Consider the following 25,586-nt stretch of genomic DNA (forward strand, 5'->3'; position numbering starts at 1 on the left):
CCAACTGGAACCAGTCGTACCGCACGGTGTGTTGGGAGCCGAAGACCGCCAGGATGCTGCAAGTATGCTGGCATGTCGATCAGCGCCCCTGTTGCGCCGAGTGTCCCGAAGACGATCCGGCAGACCATGGTGCTGGCCGTCTGCTGCACCGCCGTGGTGATGGCAAACGTGGACACCACCGCGGTCAACGTCGCGCTGCCGGTCATCGGGCACGGGCTCGAAGGCTCGCTGGCCGGGGCGCAGTGGGTGGTCGCCGCCTACACCTTGACCTTGGCCTGCCTGCTGACGCTGTCCGGCTCGCTGGCCGACCGGATCGGTCGCCGGACCATCTTCCAGCTCGGCCTCGCCATATTCGCCGTGAGTTCGCTGGCCTGTAGTCTCGCGCCCTCGATCGGCTGGCTCATCGCGTTCCGGGTGCTGCAGGCGGTCGGCGGATCGATGCTCACTCCGGTTGCGATGGCGATCATTTCGGCGGTGTTCACCGAGCCGGGGCAGCGGGTCCGGGCGATCGGGATCTGGAGCGGGTCCGTCGGGATCGGCATGGCGGCCGGTCCGGTGGTCGGCGGCTTCCTGGTCGACGCGATCGGATGGGAGGCGGTGTTCTGGATCAACGTGCCGATCGCGGTGATCGCGCTGGCCCTCACCTTCCTGGTCGTCCCGCAGTCGAAGTCGGATAGCCCGCACGCGCTCGACCCGTTCGGGCAGCTGCTGGTGATCGGTCTGCTCGGACTGCTGGTGTTCGCGATTATCGAAGGGCCACACCGGGGTTGGCTCGCGCCGCCGACGATCGGCTGCTTCGCCGGGTCGGCGGCCTGCCTCGTTGCGCTGCTGCGGTACGCGCCGCGGCACCCGCACCCGCTGATCGACCTGCGGGTGTTCCGGTCGGCCCCGTTCACCGGCGCGTTCGTGATCGCGATCCTCGCGTTCGCCGCGCTGGGCGGATTCCTGTTCCTGAATACGTTCTACCTCCAGGAGATCCGGCACGACTCGCCGCTGACCGCGGGGCTCGCGCTGGTGCCGATGGCGGTCGCCATGTTCGTGTTCGGGCCGATGTCGGGCCGGATCGTCGCGCGCCGCGGCGCCCGCAGCGCGCTGAGCGCGGGGGCGGTGCTGGCGACCGCCGCGGCGGCGGTGCTGACGGCGACCTTCGACGGCGGCGGAAACCTGTTGCTGCTCATCGGTTACGCGATGTTCGGCGCTGGCATCGGCCTGATCTACACGCCCATCACGGCCACGGCGGTGGCCGGTCTGCCGCCCGCGCAATCCGGGGTCGCGGCCAGCCTGGCCACCACGTCACGGCAGATCGGCCAGTCACTCGGCGTCGCGGTGATCGGATCACTGATCGCCAGCCATCCCGACGCCCTGACCTCGGCCGAAGCCTTCCGGCCGCCAGCTAATCTGGGCTGGCTGACCATCACCGGCCTGTGCGCTGCCGCGTTGATCGTGGCTCGAATCAGCACCGCCCCCAAGCTGGTTCGCACCGCCGTCTGAAACCCCGATTGTCCACTACCTGGGCAATCGGTCGGCAGCCGTAATCCGCCTCCCGTACTATCGCGATCGAATGCACCGGCCGGGGAGATGTTAGGAGGACGGTGTGGGACCTCGCATCCGCAACGGGACCCTGTGGTTGCGACGCTTCGCCGGAACGACGCCGGGGGTGATCGCCGTTGTTGCCGTCGTTTCCGTCGTGCTGTGCCTGCTCGCCGGTTTCGCCTGCGCGAATCAGATGAGCGACAAGAGCGCGCGCCGCGACATCGCGCTCGATCGCACCGAACCGCTGGCCTTCGCGGCGCAGCGGTTGTACGTGGCGCTCTCGGCCGCCGACGCCTCGGCGGCCGCCGAGTTCTTGTCCGCGGGCACCGAGGCGGCCGCGCCGCGCCAGCGATACCAGCAGTCACTGGCCGACGCCGCTGCCGCGTTGTCGGAGGCCACCGCGGGCGCGTCCGACGAGCAGACCAGGCAGATCGTGGCAGGCATCGCCGCGGACCTGCCCGCCTATACCGGCCTGGTCGAAACGGCGCGGGCGAACAATCGGCAAGGTTTTCCGGTGGGCTCGTCCTATCTGAGTGAGGCGTCGGAGGTGATGCAGAAATCCTTGCTGCCCAACGCCGAACGGCTCACCGCCGACCGATTCGCCGCGGTGCGCGCGGATCAGCGGGCCATCGCGACGACGCCGGTGCTGAGCGTCGTGCTGGTCGTCCTAATGCTGATCAGCTGCGCGGTGGGCTCATGGATCCTGGTGCGCCGCACCAACCGACTGGCCAACCTCGGGGTGGCCGGCGCGGCGGCCGCGGCGGTGCTCGCGCTGCTGTGGCTGGTCATCGCGACGGGCGTGGCATCGAACGCCCTCGACACGGGGGCGTCCGGCGCGAGTAGCCGTTTCGAGACGCTGGCGAAGGCGCGCATCGCGGCCCAGCAGGCGCGCACCCAGGAGACATTGGAACTGATCACCCGCGGCGACATCGCGGCCGGTGAAGACATGTACACCAAGCACACCACCGACCTGCGTGACCGTCTCGGCACCGTGGTCGGCTCGGATTCCGTTGCCGTGCAAGAGCTCAGCACGTGGTCGGCCGGACACCAAGCACAGGTGGCGGCGTATCAGGCGGCGAACTATCCGGCGGCGGTCGCGCAGGCGATCGGCGCCGCGCCCAGCTCGTCGGCCACCCAGTTCGCCGCGTTGGACCGCTCGTTGAACGACAACCTCGCCCAGGCCCGCCGTGATCTCCGGGACGGTCTGCGAACGGCGGGTACGGCATTGCTCCTCAGCCCGTCCGGCACGCTGGTATTGCTGATTGTCGCCGCGGCCGCCGTCGCCGCCGGGGTGTGGCCGCGGCTGAAGGAGTTCTTGTGAACACGCGCCTGATGCTTGCCGCGCTGCTCGTAGCCGTGACCGCCATGCTGACGGGCTGCGGGTCGGGCGACCTGCCGACACCGAACGCCTTGGACGCGGTGAACCCGAAACCCGCGGGCGCGGGCGAGATCACCGATCCGCCGCCGATCGAGAGCAGCTGCGACACGGAGGCCAGCCTGCGGCCCGGCCCGTTGCCGAGACCCGGTGCGATGCCGCAGGGTTCGGCGATGGCGGCGATCGTCGCCAACGGCAGGCTGAAGGTCGGCGTCGACCAGAACACCTATCTGTTCGGCTTCCGCAACCCCGGCACCGGCGAGCTCGAGGGCTTCGACATCGACATCGCACACGAGATCGCCAACGCGCTGTTCGGCGACCCGAACAAGATCGAGCTGCGCTCGGTGACCGCCGCCGAACGCCTGCCCGCGCTGCGCGACAAGAAGGTCGACATGATCGTGCGCACCTTCTCGGCGACCTGCGAGCGGCGCAAGGAGGTCGACTTCTCCTCCGTCTATTACGGTGCGGCACAACGGATCCTGGCCCCACGCGACTCCGGCATCAACACCGGCGCCGACCTGACCGGCAAGCGGGTGTGCGTGGCACGCGGCACCACGGCGGCCACGCCACTGTTCGCGATGGCCAACCGCCCCACCGTCATCGGCGTCACCAACTGGACCGATTGCCTCGTCGCGCTGCAGCAGCGACTGGTCGACGCGATCAGCGGCGACGCGCCGATTCTGTTCGGCCTGGTCGAACAGGACCCCAACCTCCAGGTGGTCGGTGAACCCATCGGCGTCGGCGGTTACGCGGTCGGCCTGCCCAAGGGCAGCGACGATCTGGTTCGCTTCGTCAACGGCGTGCTCGAGCGGATGCGCTCCGACGGCGCCTGGGAGCGGATCTACGCAGCCCGGCTGAGTGTGCTCGGCCCCTCGCCCGGCCAACCCGCGCCACGGTATGTGGGATGAGCCCGACCATCATGCAACCACTCACCCTGATCGAGATAGACCGCGAATTGGCCAGGCGCGCAAGCGAAGCCGATTCGATCGTGGCCACCCTGCTGGAGCTCGACAAGCATCCCGGACTGAACCTGGTGCGTAGCTTCCCGCCGTCCGGGGTGACCGAGGCACGTTGGCTGCCGGTCCGGGACGCGCTCGCGCTGATGTGGGAGGACTTCGGCCGGATGCGCGCGATCCTGGATTCTGCGCACGCGGTGCGCGGCAACCGCACCAGGCTCGACGACACGCAACGCGCGAAGCTGACCGAGCTGCTGCGCGGCCGACCGCACGAGGTGTCGCGCACGCCGATCCCGCTTGCCGAACGTTCGCTGACCGGTCCGAGCGAATTCGTGCTGTTCGTCGGGCTCGCCGATACGCTTGATCGCATGCGGGCGACCTTCCCGATGATCGCCGAATTCCTCGACGCGGTGGACAAGGTGAACACCCGCGTGATGTCCGGACTTGCGCCGCTGCAGGATAAACTCGACAAAGCCGGGGGCGTGACCCCGCGGCTGCGCGCGATCGGCGACGGCATCGCCGATCTGCTGAGCCGCTCGGCCACCGACCCGCTCGCGCTGACCAGCGCCGACATCGATGCTCGCCTCGCCGAACTCACCGGTGCCATGCGCCGGGAGGCGGCCGTGCTCGCCGAACTCGCCGCGGTGGTGGCCAATTGGCCCGCCGCGATCACGGGCGCCCGCAAGAAGTTGGACGCGTTGCAGGAGACCCGGGAGCGGGCCGCGCAGGCCAGGGCGAAGGTCGAGCGCACCATCGTGTCGGGTCCGCTGCCGGTGCCTGCGGACGATATCGGCCAGCTGCGCGCCCAGCTCGATGCGGTCGCGGCCAATCCCGGTGCGGCAGCGGCGCTGCTGGAGCTCGGCGGTCGCATCGATGCCGCGAGCTCGGCAGCGGCCGCAGCCGAGAATCTGGCCCAGGGCCTGCTCGATCGGCGCGGTGAACTGCGCGGCAGGCTGGCCGCCTACCAGGCCAAGGCGGCGCGTCTGGGCGTCGGCGAGGACCGTGACCTGCTCGCCTCCCATCAGATCGCCACCGGGCTGCTCGGGCGCACGCCGTGTGATCTGGCGGCGGTCACCCGCGCGGTCGCCGACTATCAGCAACTCATCGCGGAGAAATCGGGGAGGCGACCGTGAGGACATGTACCGAACCCGGCTGCACGGGCACCATCGAAGACGGTTACTGCGCGGTGTGCGGGACCGCCCCGGCCGAGGCGACCACCGTGAGTTCGACGGCGGCTCAGCCGAAGACGGCCAACGCGACGACCGAGTCGACGACGGTCGAGTCCGCGCATCGGCAGTGCACCGAACCCGGTTGCGGCGGAACGATAATCGACGGCTACTGCGAAGTTTGCGGCACCGCGCCGACCTCGGAGACGGTCGCGACGGTATCCGGCAGCACCCGCAGTACCCGGTCCGGCTCGCGCTCGGTGCGCACCGGCCGGTCGTCGTCCAAGTCGAGCAGGCGCGGGCGGCTCGGCGCGGGCATGGTCGAGGTGCCGCGCGTACCGCGGATCGATCCGGGCACCGCGATCATGACCGACCCGCAGGTGCCGGAGAACAAGCGGTTCTGCGGCAAATGCGAGAAGCCGGTGGGCCGGGGCCGCGACGGTAAGCCGGGCCGCAGCGAGGGCTTCTGTGCCAACTGCGGCACCCGATTCTCCTTCGCGCCCAAGCTGATCAAGGGCGATCTGGTCGCCGGTCAGTACGAGGTCGCGGGGTGTCTCGCGCACGGTGGGCTCGGCTGGATCTACCTGGCGATCGACCGCAATGTCAGCGACCGCTGGGTGGTGCTGAAGGGCCTGCTCAACGCGGGAGATGCGGACGCGATGCTGGCTGCGGTGGCCGAGAAGCGCTTCCTGGCCGAGGTGGAGCACCCGAGCATCGTCAAGATCCACAACTTCGTCGAGCACGCCGGGGCGGACGGGGTCGCGGTCGGCTACATCGTGATGGAGTATGTCGGCGGCACCTCGCTCAAGCAGATCCTGCGCGCGCACCGCGACGCGGGGGGCGGATTCCTGCCACCGGCCCAGGCGATCGCCTACGTGCTGGAGATGCTGCCCGCGCTCGGCTATCTGCATTCCCTCGGCCTCGCTTACTGTGATTTCAAGCCGGACAACGTGATGCAGACCGACGAGCAGCTCAAGCTCATCGACCTGGGCGCGGTGATCGCCATGGACGATCAGGACAGCCCCATCTACGGCACCATCGGCTATCAGGCGCCCGAGATCGCCGAGACCGGGCCGACCGTCGCCACCGAGGTCTATACGGTCGGGCGCACGCTGGCCGTGCTGCTGATGGATGTGCCGCAGCGGGGCGGGCATTTCGCCGAGTTGCCGGGGCCGGACACCGAACCGCTGCTGGTTACTTACGATTCGCTCTACCGCTTCCTGTTGCGGGCCACCGACGACGACCCGGACGTGCGGTTCGCCTCGATGGAGGAGATGACCGATCAGCTGACCGGGGTGCTGCGCGAGGTCCTTTCGACCGATGACGGGGTGCCGCGGCCCGGCATGTCGACCTACTTCGGGCCGCCGCGCGGTGTCTTCGGTGTCGATGCGGCGCTGGACGCGGCGAATATCATTGCCGCCCTGCCGGTTCCGCTGGTCGATCCGACCGACAGTGCGGCCGCGTTGCTTGCCACGACGAGCGGCACCACGCCGGCGGAGCTGGAGCAGGCGTTCGAGGCCGGGTTGCGCTCGGTTGTCACCGGACGCAGCGCGTCGACCGAGATTCCGTTGCGACTCATTCGGGCCGCGCTGGAGGTGGGCGACACCGCTGAGGCGGATCGGCGGCTGGCAGAGGTCGCCGAGACGCTGCCCGGCGATTGGCGGCTCGCCTGGTATCGCGGTGAGAGTCGTTTGCTTGCAGGCGATTTCGCGGCGGCGACCAGCGAATTCGATGCGGTGTATGCCGCGCTGCCCGGCGAAGGAGCACCCAAACTCGCGCTGGCGGCCGTCGCCGAGCTTTCCGGAGCCGCGACCCCTGATTCCGGCGGATTCAGTGCCGCGCAGGAAAAGCGCAGTGCGGCAAACTATTACGAGACGGTGTGGCGCACCGATCGCACGTACCTCAGTGCCGTGTTCGGGCTGGCCAGGCTGCGCGCGTCGGCCGACGATCGCGCTGGCGCGGTAGCGGTGCTCGATCAGGTCGATGCCGGTTCTTCGCTGTTCACCGAGGCCAGAATCGCGGCGGTCGAGACCACGTTGCACGGACGGTCACCGGCCGACCTCACCGAGTTGATCGTGCGCGACGCGGGCGAGCGGGTGGCTCGATTGCGACTGGATTCCAAACGCCGTGGCGCACAGGTGCGTTTGCGCGTGCTGACCGCCGCATTGGATTGGCTACGGGCGGGCGGCGTCTCGAACGCACTCGATCCGCTGCTCGGCACGAAGCTGGATCAAGACGGTGTCCGTACCGGATTGGAGCGTTGCTATCGGGACCTGGCCCGGGAAACCGACGACATGTGGGAGCGATTCGCATTGGTAGAGCAGGCGAACACAGTCCGGCCGAGGACCAGGTTATGAGTACGGGGGTTGGTTTGAATTGTCCGGGTTGCGCGGCCGAGGTACATCAGCAGGATCGCTTCTGCGAGAACTGCGGGCAGGAGTTGGGCGGCAAGCGAATCGCGTTGCCGAACAACGAACCAGGGCCACCCAGCGTCTGTGACGGGTGCGGTGGACTGAAGTACGACGGCGACGGTTACTGCGTCGACTGCGGCCAGTTACGTGGGGCGCCGGACCGATTCGACGCGGACCTCGGCGCTGTCGCGGTGGTCACCGATCGCGGAATCTCGCACGCGCGCAACGAAGATGCGGTCGCCGCGGCCGTGCTGGACGGCACCGGTGGTGCGCCGCGGACGGTAGTGATCGTGGTCGCCGACGGGGTGTCGTCCTCGGAGGACCCACAGGTGGCCTCGGGTACGGCCGCTAGGACAGGCGTCGACGCTTGCCGCACCGCGCTGCTCGACGGACTGCCCGCGGCCGAAGCAGCGATGGCGGGTCTCGCGGCGGCGGCCCAGGCGGTCCGCGATATCGCGGTGGCCGACGGCCACGCGCCGTCGTGCACCTACGTGTCGGCCGTGGTGCGCGCCGATGCGGACGGCACCGAGATCACCATCGCGAATGTCGGTGACAGCAGGGCGTATTGGCTACACGCCGACGCGCCCGACGAGCCCGGCAATCCACCGTCGCAGCGGTTGACCTCCGACGACTCCTGGGCACAGGCCCTGGTCGACGCGGGCGCGATGGACGAGCAGGCCGCGATGAACGACCCGAGGGCGCACACCCTGATCCGCTGGCTCGGCGCGGACGGCCCGGCGAAACCGTGGTCCGACAGCTGCATTCGGACAATGCGCACCACCGGACCCGGTGTGCTGCTGCTGTGCAGCGACGGTCTCTGGAACTACCTGTCCGACGCGACCGCGCTCGCCGAGGTGGCCACCGCGACCGCCCCCGCCGTCGCCGCGCGCGAACTCGTCGAGTTCGCGCTGCGCTGCGGCGGCAGCGACAACATCACCGTCGCGATCGTTCCCGTTCCACAGCCAGGAGAAGTCAAGTGAGTTCCGTTGCAGGCAATGGCATTTCGGTAGCCATCGATCAGAACGAGTATCTGGCCGACGGCGTCGGCACGGTCGACGCGGTGGTGACGGTCGAGACCGCGGCCGATCTGGTGGTGGCGGCCGCGCCGCAGGAGCGGCTGGAGATCCTCATCCTGGACTGCTCCGGCTCGATGGCCACCGGTCGCAAGTTTCCCGGGGCGCGTCAGGCCGCGCTGGCCGCGCTCGACGTGATGGCCGACGGTACCAAGTTCGCGATCATCGAGGGCACGGCGATGGCGCGGTTGGCCTTTCCGTCGAACGTGCCGTCGCTGGCGGTGAATCGGGACTCCCGTGCGGCCGCGCGGCGCGCACTCGACAAGCTGACGCCCGGCGGCGGCACGGCGATGGGCACCTGGCTCGGCCTGACCAGGCAGCTGGCCAAGAAGCATCCCGGCGCGATGGTGCACGCCATCCTGCTCACCGACGGCAAGAACGAGCACGAGGAGCCCGCGGCGCTCGCCGCGGAGATCAAGCAGTCCGAGGGCGTGTTCACCTGTGACTGCCGCGGCGTCGGAACCGATTGGCGGGTCGACGAATTGCGCACCATCGCCTCGGCGCTGCACGGGACCGTCGACATCGTGGCGGACCCGGCCAAGCTGGCCGCCGACTTCGCCGCGATGATGCAGGGCTCGATGGCGAAGGCGATTCCGGAACTGACGCTGCGGGTGTGGACGCCGGCGGGCGCGAAGGTGCGGTTCGTCAAGCAGGTCGCCCCGGCCATCGAGGACCTCACCGCGCGGCGAGTGGAGACCGCGGCGCAGGTGGGGGAGTACCCGCTCGGTGCGTGGGGTGCCGAGGACCGCGACTATCACGTGCAGGTCGAGGTGGAACCCGCCGCGCCCGGCCGGGAGAAGCTTGCCGCGCGGGTGAGTGTGGTGAGTGGCGACGAGGTGCTCGGGCAGGGACTGGTGAAGGCGGTGTGGACCACCGATAGCGAGTTGTCGGCCCGAATCAGCAGGCGGGTAGCGCATTACACCGGTCAGGCGGAACTGGCCCAGGTGGTGCAGGAGGGGTTGGCGGCGCGCAAGAGTGGCGACACCGATACCGCGACCGCCAAACTGCGGCGTGCGGTGGAGCTCGCGGCGGAGTCGGGCAACGAGAGCACGGCGAAACTGTTGCGCGGGGTAGTCGAGGTCGACGAGCGCAGCGGGACGGTGCGGCTGCGGGCCAGCGTCGCGGCGGCGGACGAGATGGCCCTGGATGCTCGCTCGACCAAGACCGCCAGGGTACGGAAGGAGGGGTAGTGGCCGTTACCTGTCCTGAGGGGCATCAGTCGAGCGCGACCGACTATTGCGATGTGTGCGGCGCGCCGATCGGGGAGGCGCCTGTTGCCGCGGAACCGGTTGCGCTGTGTCCGTCCTGTGGCGCGCCGAGCAGCGGGCGTTTCTGCGAAGTGTGCGGACATGATTCGGCGTTGCCCACGCCGAGCGTCAGGCCTGAACTGCTGCTCGCGGAAGCTTCGGTTGCGGTGTCCGCCCCCTCGGCTGCCTGGGTGGCCACCATTACCGCGGATCGTGAGTTCTACGATCGGGTCATCGCGCGCAAGGGTCCCGATGCCGACCAGGTCGGTTTTCCCGCGTTCTATCCTGAACGTCGAATCACCCTGCACGGCAACGACATTCTGATCGGCAAGCGCAGTGTCTCACAGGGGCTGACGCCGGATATCGATCTCGGTATCGCACCCGCCGACGTGGGTGTGTCCCGGGCGCATGCGATGATTCACCTCGACGGTGACGAACTCACCGTCACCGATCTCGGGTCGACCAACGGCACCAGTGTCAACGGTAGTGACGAGCTCATTCCCGCGAAGGTGCCGGTTGCGCTGCGCAGCGGCGATCGGATCCATCTCGGCGGCTGGACGACCATCGTTTTCGAACATGAACCCGCCTGAATCCCAGCCTTTTTGCGTCTGGGACAGCATCCGCCGTTCTGTAGACAACAGTGTTCATTTCCGCCTATCGTCGTGAGTTATGACCACGTTCGGCGGCAAGAGCTGCTTGATCACCGGGGCGGCCAGCGGTCTCGGCCGCAGTACCGCCCTCGCGGTCGCGGCCAAGGGCGCCTCGCTGATCCTGACCGATATCGATGCGGAGGGTCTGCAGCAGACCGCGACGCTGGCGCGGGCGGCGGGCGCGAACGTGCACCTCGCGGCGACCGCGGACGTCAGCGACCACGATCAGGTGGTCGCGTTGTCGGCCAGGGCGCATGACGAGGTGGACAGCGTCGACATCATCATGAACGTGGCCGGGATCGCGACCTGGGGGACCGTCGACCGGTTGAGCCACACACAGTGGCGGCGCACCGTCGATATCGATCTGATGGGGCCGATTCATGTCATCGAGGAATTCCTGCCGCCGATGATCGCGGCGGGCCGCGGTGGGCATCTGGTGAATGTGTCGTCCGCCGCCGGGCTGTTCGGGCTGCCATGGCACGCGCCGTACAGTGCGGGCAAATTCGGGTTGCGCGGGGTGTCGGAGGTGCTGCGGTTCGATCTGCGCCAACATCGGATCGGGGTCAGCCTGGTCTGTCCCGGCGCGATGTCGACACCGATGGCCGACCGGGTGGACATCGCGGGCATCGATCGCAACGCCGAGGTGGTGCAGCGCGCGATGGCACTGTTCCTGAAGGGCGCGGTGACGCCGGAGTCCGCGGCACGCTCGATCGTGCGCGGGGTCGAGCGCAATACCTATCTGGTCTACACCTCGAACGACATTCGCATCGGGCACTGGGCGCAGCGGTATTTCCCGCCCTCCTACAACCTCGCCATGCGTGGCCTGAATTGGGCGATGAGTCGCTATATCGATCAACCGGCCACGAAGACCACCGTGCGCTGACGCCGAGAGGACCTCACTATGGCCCAGCCGCTGACCACTGCCGCGGCGACGGTGCCGCCGAACCATCGATTCGATATCGGGCCCGCCCGATACTCGAAGTTGTTCGGCGCCACCACCGTTCCCATTCCGATGTCGGATGGTGTGATCCTCACCGCTGATATCCTGCGGCCCGGCGACGGGGCGGGGCCCGCGCGTGAGCCGCTGCCCGCGATCATCAATTTCACGCCGTACAACAAGATGATCAACCGGCAGGGCATGCGCTGGCACAACACGTTACGTGCGCTGGCCGGGCGGGTCGGCTCCTCGGATCGGCGGCGGTTCACCGCACGCGACGTGCTGCACACTCCCGCGGGCGGGATTCTCGAACCGTTCGTGATCAACCGCACCGTGGTGCGCCGCGGGTACGTCGGGCTGATGATCGATGTGCGCGGTACCGGGACCTCCACCGGGAGCTGGGATTTCTTCCAGCCGCGCGAGCAGCAGGACTATCTGGAGGCGGTCGCGTGGGTGCGCGAACAGCCTTGGTGCAATGGTGATTTCGCGGTGACCGGGGTGTCCTACGGGGCTATCTCCGCGCTGATCACCGCCGGTCTGCAACCGGAGGGCCTGCGCGCGGTGTTCGCCATCGAGGCGGGCGAGGATCCGATGCGCGAACTCGGCCTGACCGGTGGCGTGCCGACGCCGGGGATGCTGCTGTGGATCCTCGCCGTCACCGGCTTCAAATGGCTGCCGTCGGTGCCCGGTCTGCTGCGCGCCGGTATCACCAAGCAGTTCCTGCGCGATCGGATCGCCGACCCGGCAGGCTGGGTGCGGCACGCGATCGATATCGGGCTCACCGAGCAGCATCCCGACAGCTTCCTCAACCCGATGTGGGCGAGCAAGCTGGCGCGCTTCGAGGACATCAACGCGCCGACCTGGATCCACGGTGGCTGGCACGACGTCTACAACCGGTCCAACTTTCGCATGTTCGATCGAATCCCGGTGTCCGGCGGGGCAAAACAGGTTCTCGTCGATGATTCCTACCACCTGACCGTCGGTTCGGGTCTCGGTGCCGCGGACAGTCCGCAGGCGATCGACGAGCTGCAATGTGCCTGGTTCGATCGGTGGGTCAAGGATATCGACAACGGCATCGATCGCTACGGCCCCATCACCGTCCGCCGGCAGGGGGACGGACAGTGGTTGCGGCACAACGAGTTCCCGGATCCCGCCGCGACCCTGCAGCGGCTCTACCTGAACTCCGAAATCACCGGCGCCGCACCACATGCCGCTACCGACGCAGGCCTGTCCGCGGAGCCGACCGAGATCGAATCTCGACTACCGCTGCCCACCGGGCGTATCCGTATGGCGTCCAACAACACCGGGGTGATGAGCATGGGGGTAGCCCTGCTCTTCGGCAGTAGATTCGGCACCGACGACCGGCACGCCGAGGCCGGAGCGGTCACCTTCACCACCGAACCTTTTGCGGAAGACACAGTCCTGTCCGGCCCGATGAACCTGCACCTGAACGTGGAAGCCGAAGGGGCAGACGCGTTCTGGTCGGTGACCATCTGCGATGTCGAACCCGACGGAGCCTCCGTGCCGATCACTCGCGGTGCTCTGCTGTCCACCCTGCGCGCGATCGATACCGCAGGCAGCGACTACGTCGACGGTGAGCTGCTGTTCCCCCTGCACACCCTCACCGCGGACTCCGTGCTGCCGGTGATCCCCGGCGAGCCGTTCGTCATCGACATCGAAATCAACCCCACCGAAGCCGTCCTGCGCGCCGGTCACCGGCTGCGAATCGCAGTGAGCCGCACCAGCTTTCCGCGCCATCTGATCCCGCCGTGGAAGCAACGCGCGATCACCGGCCAGACCATCGTCCTCGATCCCGACCAGCCGAGCTATCTCACCTTGCGGACGGGGCGCGCCGACTAGCAGGTCGGGTTTCCGTATCGCGCGGCGCTCAGGATCAGGAAGTAGCCGGACGCCATGAACAGGATTCCGGCGCTGAGCACTGCGGTGGCGAGCAGGCCGATCCTTCGGACGTTGCGGCACAAGTAGGCGAGCGCGAGCGCGCCGAGCACGAGCATGACAATTGCGCCGGTGGTTTGGATCGTGTCGATCAGGGCGTAGTCGCGGTCGCGTTGTGCGCGGGAGCCGTGGGCTCCGACGTCGCAGAAGTCGCCGTTCGCGGGGGTGATGAGGTAGCCGGCCAGAAAGATGGTGGGGCCGAGCAGTATTGAGCCCAGAATGTAGAGCAGTGCGACGGGGATCGGCCGGATCTTGATCATGACGGCTCACGATAGTTCGCGGGCATGGGGGCGTCGTGGGTGTTGTGTGGAGATGCTGTGGGTGGCGTTCCGGGGCAACCCCTTTCGGCTGTGGCGTGGGGCACCGACCGTCGGGATTGTCCTTTTCGGGTATCTCACTATGATCTACTACAATAGGTCGTAGACGTGAGGGGAAGTCATGGGCAAGCTGCGGGGCAAAGTCGCCCTGGTCACCGGATCCAGCCGAGGCATCGGACGCGGCATCGCCTGCCGCCTCGCGCGCGAGGGGGCGCTGGTCGCGGTGCACTACTCGAGCAACGAGCAGGCGGGCAAGGAGACCGTCCGGCAGATCGAGGCGGCGGGCGGTCAGGCGTTCCTGGTGCACGCCGAACTCGCTGCGCCAGAAGCGGTCTCGGCGCTGTTCGCACAACTGGAGCCGGAACTGCTCACCCGCACCGGCACCGCGAACCTGGACATCCTGGTCAACAATGCGGCGCACGCGGGATTCACCGGCGCCATGCCCGAGGACGTCACGCCGGAAATGTTCGACCGGCACATCGCGGTGAACGCGAAGGCGCCGTACTACCTGACCCTGCGCGCGCTGACCTCGATGCCCGCCGGCGGCCGCATCATCAACATCTCCTCCGGCATGACCAGAACCTCGCTGCCCTCGCAGATCTGCTACGCGATGAGCAAAGGCGCGATGGAGCAGATCACGCTGCAACTGGCTCTGCACATCGCGCCCCGGGGGATCACCATCAACACGGTCGCACCGGGTGTCACCAACAACGGCGATCCGGTCTTCGACGACCCGGCCACCGTGGCGCAAATGTCGGAGTGGTCCGCTTTCAACCGCGTGGGGGAGGTTTCCGACATCGCCGATGTCGTGGCCTTCGTCGCGTCCGAAGACTCCCGCTGGATCACCGGCTCTTATATCGATGCCAGTGGCGGAACGCTGCTCTGACCTACCAGTTCTTCGCGCCGAGCGACGCGTGCTCCGGCCAGCCGTACAGCCCGAAATGCTGCTTGCGCCGGAACATGTCGATACCGGCGCGGGTGCTCAGGATCGTCTCGTCCGGGATGTCGTCGAAGGCGAACCAGCGCAGGTCCGAACAGCGGTCGGGCTCGAGGTTCTGTGGTTCACCCGACCAGGTGTCGGTGTGAAAGATGAACACGATCAGCGCCTGCCCCGGCGGCGACTGGATGTGCATCGACGCGACCATCTGCACGTCATCCCGCTCGACCCGCACCCCGATCTCTTCCTCGGCCTCCCGAATGACCGCGGTGAGCACATCCTCCCCGTCGTCCAGCCTGCCCCCGGGCGCATTCCACTCCCCGTCCCCGAAACTGGTGTTCCGCCGGCGCGCAAGCAACACCCGTTCGCCCCGGCTCATCAACAACTGCACACCGACCACACTGCGGAACGTCAACTGGTCTCCTGATCAGATTCGGACAAACGGCCGTTGCGGAAGGCCAGGACTTCGATATTGGCTCGATCGTAGCCACCAAATGCCGGTACGTCGTCCCGGCAGCCGGGGGAATCTTCGCCCACAAGCGGACGTTGCAGACACATCGGACGCAAGCGCACGATTAGGTCCACCGCTCTCCTTCGCGCCCCACCAATGTCTTCCGCGGACCGCGCCGGTCACCACCACCGAACGGAGCAAGCCATGCAGGAATTCCTCGTCGAAATCACCACCACCATCCCCGAAGGCACCGACCCCGCCGACGTCGACGCCCGCCGAGCCGCCGAAGCCGTCCGCGCCAAAGAACTAGCCGCCACCGGCAACCTCGCCCGCCTATGGCGCCCTGTAGGCGAACTCCGCAGCATCGGCCTCTGGCGCGGAGCCGACGAAGCCGACCTCCGCACCAACGTCCTCGACACCCTCCCCCTCCGAGCCTGGATGACCTTCACCATCACCCCGCTACAGCCCCACCCGAACGACCCGGGCCAGTAAGCCCGCGTACAGGGAATCGTCACCACGCCTTCTACCCGAAGGCGATTACTTGTGAGCAGTTCTAGTCAGATACCAGACCGTGCCCGAGGCGTCGCTGACCTGGTGCGTCGGATAATGGACGAAGTCCGGCCTCGGCTGATCGAAGCCGCGCTGACAGGCAGTCGTGCGGAGCACGGCTCGATCGGCCTCTGTCACGTAGCTGCCGGGTTCACCGACGCCATGGTCGAATTCGCGAAGGGCTTCGCGATCTGGGACTTGTTGCCAGGACACTACATACTGCACGCTGCGGGCGGGATCGTGACGGATTTACGCGGCATGCCGATTCCGTTGGGCTACGAGCTGGGCTCGATGGCCGACATCAACCACGCGATGAGTGGGCGCCGGAAGTTCATCGCCGCCGGAAACGCCGATCTCGCCGACCAGCTGCGGGCAACGCTGCGTCCGTGAGTTGCGAAGCCATGCTCAGGGATTCGGTCCTTGGCCCCGTGCGGTATCGAGCGGCTCGCGACCTATTTCTGAGGAGTGAAGGCTGCGCTGAGTTCGTTCTGGACTGTTGCTCGGTCGGGTGGGTGCTGCGCGGCCAGGCCGCGCAGGACCAGGCCCATGGTGAGGTCATAGAGGACGGTGGCGGTGGCGGGGTCGGTGAACTGGGTCAGGGTGGTGATGGTGCGTTCGGCGAAAAGTGATGCGGTGGTGCGTAGTTCGGGGCGGCGGAGCGCGGCCATGCAGAGCTCGTATTGGATGAGGACGTCGTTGCGGTGGGGGCCGAAGCAGTCCATGGCCATGTCGGTGAGTGCGGTGAGGAGTTCCTCGCGACCGGCGTCGGCCAGTCGTTCGCGGAGGTCACGCTGGTAGTCGGTTTGCTGATCGAGGCAGCGTTGCAGAGCCAGGTGAATGAGGTCATCGAGGGTGGCGAAGTAGTAGGTGGTCGAGCTCAGTGAAACGCCTGCCGCAGCGGCGACGCCGCGGTGGGTCAATCCCGCGAGACCTCGTTCGGCGATGAGGCCCAGCGCTGCGGCGATGATGCGATCGCGCATCCGCGGGTCGCGCTGACGCTGTTTGCCCGATACCTGCCCTGCGGTCATCCCGATTCCTCATTGCATCGACGCCATCGGTTTGCGGAGCGATCCACCGGTGGTGTGGCCCCGAGTCTCGAGGCGGCACGATCTACGGTACGGTCAAATACAGTACAAATGTACTCTAAGGGAGTTCACCCATGAAAATTGCCTTGCTCGGCACCGGCCTCGGTCAGGCCCACGCGTCAGTCTTGCGCGCCCATCCCGACGTCGACGATGTCATCGTCTTCGGCCGTACCCCGGCCAAACTCGCGGTGATCGCGGCCGAGACCGGCTTCGCCACCACCACCGATCTCGACTCCCTCTACGTCGACCCGACGATCGACTTGGTCGACATCTGCCTGCCCACCCCGCTGCACGCCGAGCACGCGGTGCGCGCTCTGGAAGCAGGCAAGGACGTGCTGTGCCAACTGCCCCTGGCCACTGCGATGGCCGACGCTCATCGTGTCATCGAGGCCGAACAATGCACCGGCCGCCGGGTTTTCGTGGACATGTTCCCCCGCTTCAACCCTGCCAACACCTATCTGAGCGCCGCCGTCGCCGAAGGCCGCTACGGGACGTTGAAGTCCCTGGAGATCGAGATCCGCACCAGTGAGCAATGGCCGGGCTACGACCGTGGCTTCGACACCATGGCCGTCGACATCCTGCACCAATATCTGGACATCGTCGTCGGCATTCTCGGCCGCCCGGAAACGGTCACCGCAGTGGATGTGGCCGAGAAGGGTCGAGGCTCAGCCGGTGAAGTCCTGCTGACTTACCCCGGGGCAATCGCCCGATGCGGCAGTTCTTCGATCATGCCGACCCCGCACGGCAGCCTCGAAAGCTACCGCGCCACGTTCACCGATGGCGTCCTCGAGATGACCACTCCACTCGGCAGTTGGGACTGGCAATCCGACTGCAGCACGCTCACCGAGTTCACCGAGCAAGGTGTACGCATCATCGACCCGCCCGCCACCGCGATTATCGACCACGATCTGATCGACTCCGCCACCCTGCATCCTCAGGTCAGCACCGTCACCAACCTGACCGCCGCGATGATCGACCACGTCCTCGCCTGCCTGAACGGACGAGAAACCTCCCGCGTCAGCGCCGAGAGTGTCCTCGACACCCTCCAACTCACCCTCGACATCCGCGATGGATCGCATAGAGCGTCCATATCAGTGTGATCCCGAAGAGTGGTCATTTTGCCGCAGACATGCTGTAACGTGTTCTAGTTTTAAGGCATGGCTGTACGGACGGGGAAATTCATGGGGCCGGTTCTCGATCGGGTCGAGCAGTATGCGGAGGAGATTCGGGCGGCGGGGGCCGAGGGCGACAAATTGATGCGGTTGGCCGATACCTCGGCGGCTCGGTTGCGGGAAACCGGGGCGATTCGGATGTTGCAGCCGAAGGGGTATGGGGGGCTCGAGGTGCATCCGCGGGAGTTTGCGGAGACCACGATGGGAATCGGGGGGATGGATGGGGCTGCCGGGTGGGTTACCGGGATCGTCGGTGTGCATCCCTGGGAGCTGGCGTTTTTCGACACCAAGGCACAGGACGAGGTGTGGGGGCACGATCCGGATACGTGGATCGCGTCGCCTTATGCGCCTATGGGTGTGGCGACGCCGGTGGATGGTGGGTATCTGCTCAGTGGGCGGTGGTCGTTTTCGACCGGGACCGATCATTGTCAGTGGGTGATGATCGGTGCCGCTGTTGGTGACGAGCAGGGCAAGCGGTTGAAGCCGCCACAAACGTTGCATGTGTTGTTGCCGCGTAGTGACTATGAGATCGATCAGGAGAGTTGGGATGTTGTCGGTCTGCGGGGGACCGGGAGCAAGGATCTGATCGTCAACGATGCGTTCGTGCCGGCGTATCGCACGATAGACGCGGCGAAGGTGTTCGATGGCACCGCGCCGAAGGAGGCTGGGCGTACCGAGACGCTGTACAACTTCCCGTTCTCGTGCATCTTTCCGCTCGGCATCACCTCGTCGCTGATCGGAATTGCCGAGGGCGCGTTGGCATGTCACATCGCGGCACAGAAATCGCGGGTGGCGATCACCGGCGTCCCGATCAAAGAGGATCCGTATGTGCTGTATGCGATCGGTGATGCGGCCGCCGAGATCGCGGCGTCACGGGCCGCGATCCTCGAAACGGTGGACCGGTTCTGGGACATGGTCGAGCGGGGACAAGAAATCAGCTTCGAGATGCGCGCGATCGGCCGCCGCACCCAGACCGCCGCCGCGTGGCGAGTAGTTCGCGCCGTGGACGAAATCTTCGCCCGCTCGGGCGGCGGTGCGCTGCAAATGAAGACGCCGCTGCAACGATTCTGGCGCGACGCGCACGCGGGCCTGTCCCACGCCATCCACATACCGGGCTCGATCTTCCATTCCTCGGCGCTGACCCAACTCGGCGGGGAACCACAGGGAATCCACCGCTCGATGATCTGATCGACCGCGCTGCGCCTGCTCGCACGGAACTAAACTTTCGGCATGGCAGACAGCTCCGGCACGCCCATGACAGAAGCGGAGCTGCGCCAGTTCTTCGTTCTGCTCCAACGTTTTTGCGACACCGAGCTCGACCAGGCCGAGCACCTGGTCATTCCCACCCGCTGGGGCGATGTGTATGTCGAGTTGGCTCGCGAGCTCACCCTCGAGTGCCCACGGGAGGTGTACCACCGACTGCCCGACACATGGCTGCGGGACGACGCCTAGCGGGTCAGCCGTGCCTTGCTGATCGGTTTCGCTGTAACAAGGTGTCCAGCGCCGAGATCGTGGCCAGGTTGCTCACGTGGTGGATCGCGGTGATTCCCACGGACTCGGCTCCTGCGACGGCTACCTCTGAGTCGTCTATGAACACGGCCTCGCAGGGGTCGATGTCAAGGCGCGCGCACGCTAAAAGGTAGATCCGGGGATCGGGTTTGGCCATGCCGACTTCGTGGGAGTACACGATGTCGTCGACCAGATGCTCGAAACCATAGGCGGCTCTTTCGCGTTCGCGGGCGCCGACGAAGCTGTTGCTCAACAGTCCGGTCCGGTATCGCGGACGCAATCCGCGGAGATACTCGATCAGTTCGGTGTTCGCGACTCCGAGATACTGTTCCCACATGTCGGCGATCACGGCGTCCGTGACCGACTGATCGATTGCCAGACCGACTCGGATCGCCTCGCACATCTGCGATTCGGTGACCGTGCCGAGTTCGCCCGCCTTCCAGATATCGATCAGAGCCGGATCGATCTCGTCGGCCGACAGTCCGAGTCGATGCAGCCAATCGCTGAAGAAGGTCATCTCCGAGGTGATTTCGAGAACCCCGCCGATGTCGAACAGAACCGCGCGCACCCCCATACCGCACCAGTGTAGGGACACCGTCCGCTAATTGGTCGACATCCTTGCGGCGGAAGGCCATTCGATCTCGGTCGAAGAGTGCTGGATCGACACGGAGTTGGCGCTGTGCGTGCGATACAGCACTGCCAGGGGAATCTTCGGAGGGCTCGAGGGCAGGCTCGAACTTCCTCGACGGGGCTCGGGCGGCACCAACGCCCGCAGCCTGCTCAGACGCATGTTGCGGTTGCGATCACCCCGGGACACACCGCTACCTTTGCTCATGGAACGTCCTGCTCTTGCGATGGGACACCAAGCCCGACAAGCGCATCAGGAGGACGTTCCCCACGTCCACGGAATCGAGGCAGTGAACGTCTTTCTATGCCACATGGCGCGCTGATCGAGCCGACCAGTGCGGGACTGTGAAAGATCAACGGGCCGAGGGGAACTGGTGCCAGTCGAACGCACTGGTCTGATCTGTTACCCACTGCTTTGGGCGGCCGCGCCGTCGACCTGGGCGGTTAGTGAAGACAGCTGAGAACTCAACAGTTCCAGCAGTTCTGCGAGTGCTTCGGGTTTCCCCTCTGCCCGGATCAGGCCGGAAGTCACCGCGTCGGTGACCGTCATGCGCCCACCGGCGAGGGCGGCAGCGGTGGCGGAGTCCGAGCGCAGGATCACGTCGGCGGGGGTGTCACCCTTTCCAGCGACCACATCGAAAACACCGTCCGTGGCGCGCAGCCGCGCGACGCTGTCCTCGATGTGGAACTCGTACTCGGCGTTCGGGTTTCGCAACCTACTGCCGTTCAGGCGGTCGGCGAGGAAGATCAGCGCCCATTCGGCGCGAAAACTCTCCTCGGGGGCGCGCACCGCAGTCATGAAGTGCCTGGCGCCCCATACCGCGAGCGGGACTACGGCGCGCGCCAGCTCCGAGCCGGGGGTGGTGAGTTCGTACACCACTGACGCCACGGGTGGATCGAGGAGCCGTCGCCGGATCACCCCTTCGGACTCGAGTTGCTTGACCCGGGTCGCCAGCAGGCTGGTTCCGATACCGCCCAGTGCCGCAGCCAGATCCGTGTACCGCTTCGGGCCCGACATCAGCTCGCGCACGATCAGCAACGTCCACCGTTCCCCGACCACGTCCAGCGCATGGGCCAACCCGCAGAACTGGTCATACGAACGTCGTGCCATGCCGCCACACTAGCAGCCGACAAGCTAAGCAGAAGTCAGCTTCGAATATCGGTAACTAGCTTCTAAATCTTATGTTACTGTGGCACGTGCACCGCTTCTGCACCTTGAAAGGCGGAAATACTTATGACACAAAGCGATTCGATCACTCGAACGACCTCGAGCGACGAGAAAGCCGAGTTCGTCGAGTTCTTCCGGCAAGGCTTGGCGCAGGGAAACCGTGACGCATTCATCGAGCACTTCCTCCCGAGAATTACCCCCGACAGCCGCCAACGCCAGCCGCTCGCCCGCCGCGGATCGGGGCCTGCCGGATTTCAGCGTCTCTTCGATGGCGTGTTCGCCGCCGTACCGGACCTGCATGGGGTCGTCCATCGGTGGGGGGCTACCGACGACGGTGTGCTCATCGAGTTCACCCTTATCGGCACGCTCGGCGGAAAGCCGATCACGGTGGACGTGGTGGACAGGATCGTGTTGCGCGAGGGCCGCTTCGTCAGCAACGACACCTACTTCGATCCGATCCCGCTGCTGCCCAAGCTGTTGACGCGGCCCCGCCTCGCGCTGCGGTTGCTGCCACGGTTCCGTCTGTCCCGCGCCGAACTCAGCCCCGCCGGCCCGGGTCGGAGTAACGCGTTGAACTTGATGGCAGCGGGTCGGCTGGTCCTGGCGGTCGCATCACTGACCGCGCCGCAGAAATTCGCCAGGACTCTCGGAGTTCGGAGCTCACCGGAGCTGATCTACCTGACACGGATCTACGGAGCCCGGGCGTTGGTGATGGGGCTGGGTTATTTGACCGGCGGCCCGCAGGAACAGGACCGATGGAAGAGATTCGGTCTGGCCGTCGACATCTGCGACACCGTCTCAGGCGTCACGCACCTCCTCCGGCGCGACGTGCCCATGCGGACGGCACTGACCATGGTCGCGCTCACCGGATCCTATGCGGCGATCGGTGCTTCTGAAATCGTGGCGGATCGGCGATGAAGGCCCTGATCGTCGGGGCCAGCGGATACCCGCCAGATCTGGCAGCGCGAACCCCGTGCAATGACGCCACCGCCACGCCACCGAACGCATCTCGTTGCGATGACCGTCTGAACCCGCACCGAATGCAGCATGTAGATGGGTTGACTCGGGTTGTTCGAGCGCGACTATTGATATATGAGCGTGTCGTGTCGCTCGGATCGAGGTGCAGTGATGACACAGCCGACAGTTGATCGCGACGGCTTGGCAGCGGATCTGGAGCGGGCACGAACCGATTTCCACCATCTGCTGGACACCACGATCAGCGACGAGTGGAGTGCGCCGTCGAACGGGACGCGCTGGAACAACGAAGAGTTGCTGTTCCATATGCTGTTCGGCTACATGATCGTTCAGAAGCTGCTCGTACTCGTGCGAGTGTTCGGCCGCTTGCCGGCCGGTGCGAGCCACGTGAACTCGATATTCCTCAACGCGGCGACGAAGCCCTTCGACCTGATCAACTTCTACGGCTCCCGCGCGGCGACACGCGTGTACAACCGGCGCAGGATGGGTGCGAAGATGGACCGGGTCATCGCCTCACTGCAGCGCTCGCTACGCCGGGAATCCGAGGCGTCCTTCGCTCGCGGTATGGAATATCCGAGTCGTTGGGACCCATATTTCCGCGATTACATGTCTCTCGCCGACCTCTACCGATATCCGGGGCAGCACTATGACCATCACCGTAAACAGCTGACAGTCGCGAGCATTCGCGAACCGTAGAGCAGCTGACCGCGCTGTATGAACGGGCCCGTGGGGGCGAAGATCGACCGCCTGAGGCGATCTCACGCCGATTTCAGATCGGGGCGGCTGACTACTTGCCGTTCGCGCTGGTGACGTCGAATTCGACGTGAGCACCGTCGCGGTAATGACCGGGCAGGTTGCACACCAGTTCGTAGTGTCCGGGGGTCAGGCTGAGCGTCGTCCACGACACACTGTGAGGGGCGATCCCGGTACCGGCATCGGCGCCGCACGTGGTGGATGCCTCGCCGACGCTGCCGATCTCGTCGACCCGGGCATCGGAGCCGACACTGCGGGCGCCGGAGACCTGACCCGCGGCGAGCGGCAGCACCAGCACCTCATGGATCAGCCTGCCCGAATTGTGCACGCGCAGAGACACTTCACCGGCTGCGACCGTGCCGGGTTCGGTGAAAATCCGCATCGGATCGGTACCCCACCAGCGCTGGTCGTTCGATGGACGAGTGCGGCCGTCCATCATCCCGGGCATCATTCCCGCGCCCATGTCGGTGACGGTCACATCGACGACGCGGCCGGACAGCACGGGCAGGCCGCACCATTGCGGACGGGCGCGCCAAGTCCCGGTCGTCGCCAGCGCGATCGTGGTCGCGATGCCGAGCACGACAGCGAGTGCGGTGATCAGCATGGGCCGCAGCCAGTTTCGGCGCATGGTCATGACTGTGTCTCGCGTAGCAGGGCGAGCCGGTTGCGGTAGTCGTCTTCGTCGATCTCGCCGCGCGCCAACCGCTCAGCCAGCAGCACCTCGGCCCGCTCGGTTCCGCGACCACCGCCCGGTTCGGAGCGGCCACCGCTGTTCGCGGTGCGCAGGTAGTGCACAGCGGCGAACCCGGCCACGATGACCAGGCCCCAGAACAACACCATTATCGCGCCCATCAGGATCCAACCACCCCAGCCGTATCCGTCGCTCCACATCATGGCTGTTCACCTCTTCGGCATATACCGCTGATTACCTTCGTTCGACCTGACCCCGTTGCGAGAGGATGGCGAGCAAGCATCGCTCACATCTGCATCGTCATCGGTGGGCACAATCCCTGCCCCTGAAGCCACACCATGATCGTGTGGCAGATCTGCATCATCGGCGATTGCATGTTCATTGCGCTGCGCTCCTTCACATCGGACCGTCAGGGTCCGACTTCCACACTGGCCGCACCGGACCCACTTCGAGCAGGGCACTATGACCCGGGGAGCGGGCAGAAGGTCACCAACTCAGAGAAGGGGCTCCCTGGCGGTCGAGACCGGTCAGCCTTTCAACTCGACAGGTCCAAGGTCAGTCATCGCAGCAGGCGCAGTCGTGCTCGCCCGCAGGGGGTTTCGCGCCGACGCCCAGAGCGGGCGGTGCGGGGCAGCAGGTGTCGCCGTTCCAGGCGTTGAGACCTTCCTTGACCGCGATACCGGCGATGACCAGGGCGGCGATCGGGTCCGCCCACGACCAGCCGAACACGCTGTTGAGCAGCAGCCCCACCAGCAGCACCGCTGACAGGTAGGTGCACAGCAGAGTCTGCTTCGAGTCGGCGACCGCCGAGGCGGAGCCGAGTTCACGCCCAGCGCGACGCTGGGCGTAGGACAGCACAGGCATCACCGCCAGGCTCACCGCCGCGAGGGTGATGCCGATCGGGGAATGCCGGGCCTCGCCGACGCCGAGCAGGCCGCGGGTCGAGTCCACGCCGACATAGGCGGCCAGGGCGAAGAACGAGAAAGCGATGATGCGCAGCGCTACCTTCTCCCGCTTCTCCGGATCGGCCCCGGCGAACTGCCATGCCACCGCCGCCGCCGAGGAGACCTCGATGATCGAGTCCAAGCCGAAGCCGATCAACGCGGTAGAGGACACCCGAGCACCCTCGGACAGGGCGATGATCGCCTCGATGACGTTGTAGGTGATCGTCGCCGCGACAAACCAGCGGATCCGCCGTGCCAGTAGCGTCCGACGCTGCGGCGACAGCCTCCGCGACACGGCCGACGGCATTCCCAGTGATTGCGACATCAGCAGCACTCCTCGGACTCGGAGTCCGGGCAGCAGGCCGGGTCGACGGCCAACACCAGCCCGGTCAGGTCATCGAGCGCGCGCCCGATCCGGGCATCCGCCAGCTCGTAGCGTGAGCGCCGCCCCTCCGGCACCGCCACCACCAGACCGCAACCCCGCAGGCACGCAAGATGATTCGACAGGATCTGACGCGAGACCCCGATCTGCTCGGCCAGAACCGAGGGGTAGCCCGGCGCGGCGCGCAAGCTCAGCAGGATCTGGGTACGAGTCGGGTCCGACAGCGCGTGCCCGAATCGTGCCAGCGCGTCACGGTGCAGCAAAATATCCACCCTGCGACGGTACATCAGAATCTGTATTCAGAAAATTGCGCGGCCTATCTGGCCCGGTTCACAGGAAGCTCCCGTATCCACTGCGGATCAGCTGGGTTGGACGGCTGTCCGAACGTCTTTCAATGCCGCAGAGCGCGTGTCGAGTGTGTCGTTGATCCGCACACCGTCGGCCGCGGTGGCGGTCAGGGCGCCGGCATCGTTGGTGCTCCACCGGCCGGGAACTCCGGGCAGATTGTGGGCATCGGTACCGGTGATCTTGCCGGTGGCAATCACTTTCGCTTCGCCGTGCGCCCGGCGGTCTCCTGCCAGCGGCGCTGCCGCCAGAGGTAGCACGTTTATGGCACGAATTCAGTTGTGGAACGGGTCGCTGACTTCCACCAACACACGGTCGTTTCCAACCGGGCTTGACGAGGCAGTAACTCCGCCGCCGCTTATCGGCGAGTTCTGATG

At 66.4% G+C, this 25,586-nt stretch carries 28 protein-coding genes; 18 read left to right on the top strand and 10 right to left on the bottom strand.

What is annotated here, in order from left to right:
• The first annotated feature begins 72 nt into the window (after window positions 1-72).
• From ABZ942_RS34475 to ABZ942_RS34520, 10 genes are all read left to right on the top strand, one after another.
• Window positions 73-1,491: an MFS transporter gene (locus tag ABZ942_RS34475; RefSeq protein ID WP_357389524.1), complete on the top strand. Its 1,419-nt coding sequence runs from the start codon at window positions 73-75 to the stop codon at window positions 1,489-1,491.
• A 103-nt stretch (window positions 1,492-1,594) separates the two neighbouring features.
• Window positions 1,595-2,854, top strand: coding sequence for a hypothetical protein (locus tag ABZ942_RS34480; protein WP_357389526.1), 1,260 nt, complete (start codon window positions 1,595-1,597; stop codon window positions 2,852-2,854).
• The gene (locus ABZ942_RS34485) at window positions 2,851-3,816 is read left to right on the top strand and encodes a glutamate ABC transporter substrate-binding protein (RefSeq protein ID WP_357389528.1); all 966 of its coding nucleotides are present in this window, start codon (window positions 2,851-2,853) and stop codon (window positions 3,814-3,816) included. Before ABZ942_RS34480 ends, ABZ942_RS34485 begins: the two co-directional genes overlap by 4 nt.
• A complete protein-coding gene (locus ABZ942_RS34490; RefSeq protein WP_357389530.1) occupies window positions 3,813-4,997 on the top strand; it encodes a hypothetical protein in 1,185 nt (394 codons plus the stop codon). The genes ABZ942_RS34485 and ABZ942_RS34490 overlap by 4 nt, the downstream gene beginning before the upstream one ends.
• Window positions 4,994-7,387, top strand: a complete 2,394-nt coding sequence (locus ABZ942_RS34495) for a tetratricopeptide repeat protein (protein ID WP_357389532.1) — start codon at window positions 4,994-4,996, stop codon at window positions 7,385-7,387. Before ABZ942_RS34490 ends, ABZ942_RS34495 begins: the two co-directional genes overlap by 4 nt.
• Window positions 7,384-8,421 carry a PP2C family serine/threonine-protein phosphatase gene (locus ABZ942_RS34500; RefSeq protein WP_357389534.1) on the top strand — a complete coding sequence of 346 codons (1,038 nt, stop codon included), beginning with the start codon at window positions 7,384-7,386 and terminating at the stop codon, window positions 8,419-8,421. Before ABZ942_RS34495 ends, ABZ942_RS34500 begins: the two co-directional genes overlap by 4 nt.
• Complete coding sequence (locus tag ABZ942_RS34505) at window positions 8,418-9,704, top strand: VWA domain-containing protein (RefSeq protein ID WP_357389536.1); 1,287 nt, start codon at window positions 8,418-8,420, stop codon at window positions 9,702-9,704. Before ABZ942_RS34500 ends, ABZ942_RS34505 begins: the two co-directional genes overlap by 4 nt.
• Window positions 9,705-9,874: 170 nt before the next feature.
• Window positions 9,875-10,351, top strand: coding sequence for an FHA domain-containing protein (locus tag ABZ942_RS34510; RefSeq protein ID WP_357389538.1), 477 nt, complete (start codon window positions 9,875-9,877; stop codon window positions 10,349-10,351).
• Between the two features lie 79 nt (window positions 10,352-10,430).
• On the top strand, window positions 10,431-11,294 hold the full coding sequence (locus tag ABZ942_RS34515) for an SDR family oxidoreductase (protein ID WP_357389540.1): 864 nt from the start codon (window positions 10,431-10,433) through the stop codon (window positions 11,292-11,294).
• A gap of 18 nt (window positions 11,295-11,312) precedes the next feature.
• Window positions 11,313-13,208 carry a CocE/NonD family hydrolase gene (locus ABZ942_RS34520; RefSeq protein ID WP_357389542.1) on the top strand — a complete coding sequence of 632 codons (1,896 nt, stop codon included), beginning with the start codon at window positions 11,313-11,315 and terminating at the stop codon, window positions 13,206-13,208.
• Here ABZ942_RS34520 and ABZ942_RS34525 read toward each other — a convergent pair.
• Window positions 13,205-13,564: a hypothetical protein gene (locus ABZ942_RS34525; RefSeq protein ID WP_357389544.1), complete on the bottom strand. Its 360-nt coding sequence runs from the start codon at window positions 13,562-13,564 to the stop codon at window positions 13,205-13,207. The two genes, ABZ942_RS34520 and ABZ942_RS34525, sit on opposite strands and share 4 nt — an antisense overlap.
• A gap of 178 nt (window positions 13,565-13,742) precedes the next feature.
• On the opposite strand from ABZ942_RS34525, the gene ABZ942_RS34530 reads away from it, so the two are divergent.
• The gene (locus ABZ942_RS34530; RefSeq protein ID WP_357389546.1) at window positions 13,743-14,507 is read left to right on the top strand and encodes an SDR family oxidoreductase; all 765 of its coding nucleotides are present in this window, start codon (window positions 13,743-13,745) and stop codon (window positions 14,505-14,507) included.
• A gap of 1 nt (window position 14,508) precedes the next feature.
• Here the strand turns inward: ABZ942_RS34530 and ABZ942_RS34535 are convergent, their stop codons facing one another.
• A complete protein-coding gene (locus ABZ942_RS34535; RefSeq protein WP_357389548.1) occupies window positions 14,509-14,973 on the bottom strand; it encodes an NUDIX domain-containing protein in 465 nt (154 codons plus the stop codon).
• Window positions 14,974-15,213: 240 nt separating this feature from the next.
• On the opposite strand from ABZ942_RS34535, the gene ABZ942_RS34540 reads away from it, so the two are divergent.
• Both ABZ942_RS34540 and ABZ942_RS34545 read left to right on the top strand, forming a co-directional pair.
• A complete protein-coding gene (locus ABZ942_RS34540) occupies window positions 15,214-15,501 on the top strand; it encodes a muconolactone Delta-isomerase family protein (RefSeq protein WP_357389550.1) in 288 nt (95 codons plus the stop codon).
• A gap of 114 nt (window positions 15,502-15,615) precedes the next feature.
• Window positions 15,616-15,948, top strand: a complete 333-nt coding sequence (locus ABZ942_RS34545; protein ID WP_357389552.1) for an inositol monophosphatase family protein — start codon at window positions 15,616-15,618, stop codon at window positions 15,946-15,948.
• A gap of 62 nt (window positions 15,949-16,010) precedes the next feature.
• Here ABZ942_RS34545 and ABZ942_RS34550 read toward each other — a convergent pair whose 3' ends face one another.
• Window positions 16,011-16,586 (bottom strand): TetR family transcriptional regulator, encoded by a 576-nt coding sequence (locus ABZ942_RS34550; protein ID WP_357389554.1) that lies wholly within the window; start codon window positions 16,584-16,586, stop codon window positions 16,011-16,013.
• Window positions 16,587-16,717: 131 nt separating this feature from the next.
• Here ABZ942_RS34550 and ABZ942_RS34555 point away from each other — a divergent pair, with 131 nt between their 5' ends.
• From ABZ942_RS34555 to ABZ942_RS34565, 3 genes are all read left to right on the top strand, one after another.
• Window positions 16,718-17,743, top strand: a complete 1,026-nt coding sequence (locus tag ABZ942_RS34555; protein WP_357389556.1) for a Gfo/Idh/MocA family oxidoreductase — start codon at window positions 16,718-16,720, stop codon at window positions 17,741-17,743.
• A gap of 81 nt (window positions 17,744-17,824) precedes the next feature.
• Window positions 17,825-19,003, top strand: a complete 1,179-nt coding sequence (locus ABZ942_RS34560) for a hydroxylase (RefSeq protein ID WP_357389880.1) — start codon at window positions 17,825-17,827, stop codon at window positions 19,001-19,003.
• Window positions 19,004-19,045: 42 nt separating this feature from the next.
• Entirely contained in the window at window positions 19,046-19,267 is a 222-nt protein-coding gene (locus tag ABZ942_RS34565; RefSeq protein WP_357389558.1) for a hypothetical protein, read from the top strand.
• 4 nt (window positions 19,268-19,271) lie between these two features.
• On the opposite strand, the gene ABZ942_RS34570 is transcribed toward ABZ942_RS34565, so the two are convergent.
• Window positions 19,272-19,898: an HAD family phosphatase gene (locus tag ABZ942_RS34570; RefSeq protein WP_357389560.1), complete on the bottom strand. Its 627-nt coding sequence runs from the start codon at window positions 19,896-19,898 to the stop codon at window positions 19,272-19,274.
• Window positions 19,899-20,354: 456 nt separating this feature from the next.
• Window positions 20,355-21,062 (bottom strand): helix-turn-helix domain-containing protein, encoded by a 708-nt coding sequence (locus ABZ942_RS34575; protein ID WP_357389562.1) that lies wholly within the window; start codon window positions 21,060-21,062, stop codon window positions 20,355-20,357.
• A 123-nt stretch (window positions 21,063-21,185) separates the two neighbouring features.
• Here ABZ942_RS34575 and ABZ942_RS34580 point away from each other — a divergent pair, with 123 nt between their 5' ends.
• Both ABZ942_RS34580 and ABZ942_RS34585 read left to right on the top strand, forming a co-directional pair.
• The gene (locus tag ABZ942_RS34580) at window positions 21,186-22,037 is read left to right on the top strand and encodes a nuclear transport factor 2 family protein (RefSeq protein WP_357389564.1); all 852 of its coding nucleotides are present in this window, start codon (window positions 21,186-21,188) and stop codon (window positions 22,035-22,037) included.
• Window positions 22,038-22,247: 210 nt separating this feature from the next.
• On the top strand, window positions 22,248-22,790 hold the full coding sequence (locus tag ABZ942_RS34585) for a DinB family protein (RefSeq protein WP_357389566.1): 543 nt from the start codon (window positions 22,248-22,250) through the stop codon (window positions 22,788-22,790).
• A gap of 91 nt (window positions 22,791-22,881) precedes the next feature.
• Here the strand turns inward: ABZ942_RS34585 and ABZ942_RS34590 are convergent, their stop codons facing one another.
• The 5 genes from ABZ942_RS34590 to ABZ942_RS34610 all read right to left on the bottom strand — a co-directional run bounded on the left by ABZ942_RS34590 (window position 22,882) and on the right by ABZ942_RS34610 (window position 25,409).
• Window positions 22,882-23,475 carry a hypothetical protein gene (locus tag ABZ942_RS34590; protein ID WP_357389568.1) on the bottom strand — a complete coding sequence of 198 codons (594 nt, stop codon included), beginning with the start codon at window positions 23,473-23,475 and terminating at the stop codon, window positions 22,882-22,884.
• A gap of 2 nt (window positions 23,476-23,477) precedes the next feature.
• The gene (locus tag ABZ942_RS34595) at window positions 23,478-23,741 is read right to left on the bottom strand and encodes an SHOCT domain-containing protein (protein ID WP_357389570.1); all 264 of its coding nucleotides are present in this window, start codon (window positions 23,739-23,741) and stop codon (window positions 23,478-23,480) included.
• 352 nt (window positions 23,742-24,093) lie between these two features.
• Window positions 24,094-24,807 carry a cation transporter gene (locus ABZ942_RS34600; RefSeq protein WP_357389572.1) on the bottom strand — a complete coding sequence of 238 codons (714 nt, stop codon included), beginning with the start codon at window positions 24,805-24,807 and terminating at the stop codon, window positions 24,094-24,096.
• Window positions 24,807-25,136: a metalloregulator ArsR/SmtB family transcription factor gene (locus ABZ942_RS34605; protein WP_357389574.1), complete on the bottom strand. Its 330-nt coding sequence runs from the start codon at window positions 25,134-25,136 to the stop codon at window positions 24,807-24,809. The genes ABZ942_RS34600 and ABZ942_RS34605 overlap by 1 nt, the downstream gene beginning before the upstream one ends.
• Window positions 25,137-25,223: 87 nt before the next feature.
• On the bottom strand, window positions 25,224-25,409 hold the full coding sequence (locus ABZ942_RS34610) for a hypothetical protein (RefSeq protein WP_357389576.1): 186 nt from the start codon (window positions 25,407-25,409) through the stop codon (window positions 25,224-25,226).
• Window positions 25,410-25,586 lie beyond the last annotated feature (177 nt).

It is taken from the genome of Nocardia sp. NPDC046473 (assembly GCF_040645995.1).
Classification (GTDB): Bacteria; Actinomycetota; Actinomycetes; order Mycobacteriales; family Mycobacteriaceae; genus Nocardia.

Coding starts and splice junctions, on each gene's coding strand:
- ABZ942_RS34580 (WP_357389564.1), top strand. CDS start 21,186: ATGACACAAAGCGATTCGATCACTCGAACGACCTCGAGCGACGAGAAA.
- ABZ942_RS34570 (WP_357389560.1), bottom strand. CDS start 19,898: ATGGGGGTGCGCGCGGTTCTGTTCGACATCGGCGGGGTTCTCGAAATC.
- ABZ942_RS34555 (WP_357389556.1), top strand. CDS start 16,718: ATGAAAATTGCCTTGCTCGGCACCGGCCTCGGTCAGGCCCACGCGTCA.
- ABZ942_RS34540 (WP_357389550.1), top strand. CDS start 15,214: ATGCAGGAATTCCTCGTCGAAATCACCACCACCATCCCCGAAGGCACC.
- ABZ942_RS34520 (WP_357389542.1), top strand. CDS start 11,313: ATGGCCCAGCCGCTGACCACTGCCGCGGCGACGGTGCCGCCGAACCAT.
- ABZ942_RS34600 (WP_357389572.1), bottom strand. CDS start 24,807: ATGTCGCAATCACTGGGAATGCCGTCGGCCGTGTCGCGGAGGCTGTCG.
- ABZ942_RS34525 (WP_357389544.1), bottom strand. CDS start 13,564: ATGATCAAGATCCGGCCGATCCCCGTCGCACTGCTCTACATTCTGGGC.
- ABZ942_RS34475 (WP_357389524.1), top strand. CDS start 73: ATGTCGATCAGCGCCCCTGTTGCGCCGAGTGTCCCGAAGACGATCCGG.
- ABZ942_RS34560 (WP_357389880.1), top strand. CDS start 17,825: ATGGGGCCGGTTCTCGATCGGGTCGAGCAGTATGCGGAGGAGATTCGG.
- ABZ942_RS34550 (WP_357389554.1), bottom strand. CDS start 16,586: ATGACCGCAGGGCAGGTATCGGGCAAACAGCGTCAGCGCGACCCGCGG.
- ABZ942_RS34545 (WP_357389552.1), top strand. CDS start 15,616: ATGGACGAAGTCCGGCCTCGGCTGATCGAAGCCGCGCTGACAGGCAGT.
- ABZ942_RS34585 (WP_357389566.1), top strand. CDS start 22,248: ATGACACAGCCGACAGTTGATCGCGACGGCTTGGCAGCGGATCTGGAG.
- ABZ942_RS34500 (WP_357389534.1), top strand. CDS start 7,384: ATGAGTACGGGGGTTGGTTTGAATTGTCCGGGTTGCGCGGCCGAGGTA.
- ABZ942_RS34530 (WP_357389546.1), top strand. CDS start 13,743: ATGGGCAAGCTGCGGGGCAAAGTCGCCCTGGTCACCGGATCCAGCCGA.
- ABZ942_RS34575 (WP_357389562.1), bottom strand. CDS start 21,062: ATGGCACGACGTTCGTATGACCAGTTCTGCGGGTTGGCCCATGCGCTG.
- ABZ942_RS34590 (WP_357389568.1), bottom strand. CDS start 23,475: ATGCGCCGAAACTGGCTGCGGCCCATGCTGATCACCGCACTCGCTGTC.
- ABZ942_RS34490 (WP_357389530.1), top strand. CDS start 3,813: ATGAGCCCGACCATCATGCAACCACTCACCCTGATCGAGATAGACCGC.
- ABZ942_RS34515 (WP_357389540.1), top strand. CDS start 10,431: ATGACCACGTTCGGCGGCAAGAGCTGCTTGATCACCGGGGCGGCCAGC.
- ABZ942_RS34595 (WP_357389570.1), bottom strand. CDS start 23,741: ATGATGTGGAGCGACGGATACGGCTGGGGTGGTTGGATCCTGATGGGC.
- ABZ942_RS34565 (WP_357389558.1), top strand. CDS start 19,046: ATGGCAGACAGCTCCGGCACGCCCATGACAGAAGCGGAGCTGCGCCAG.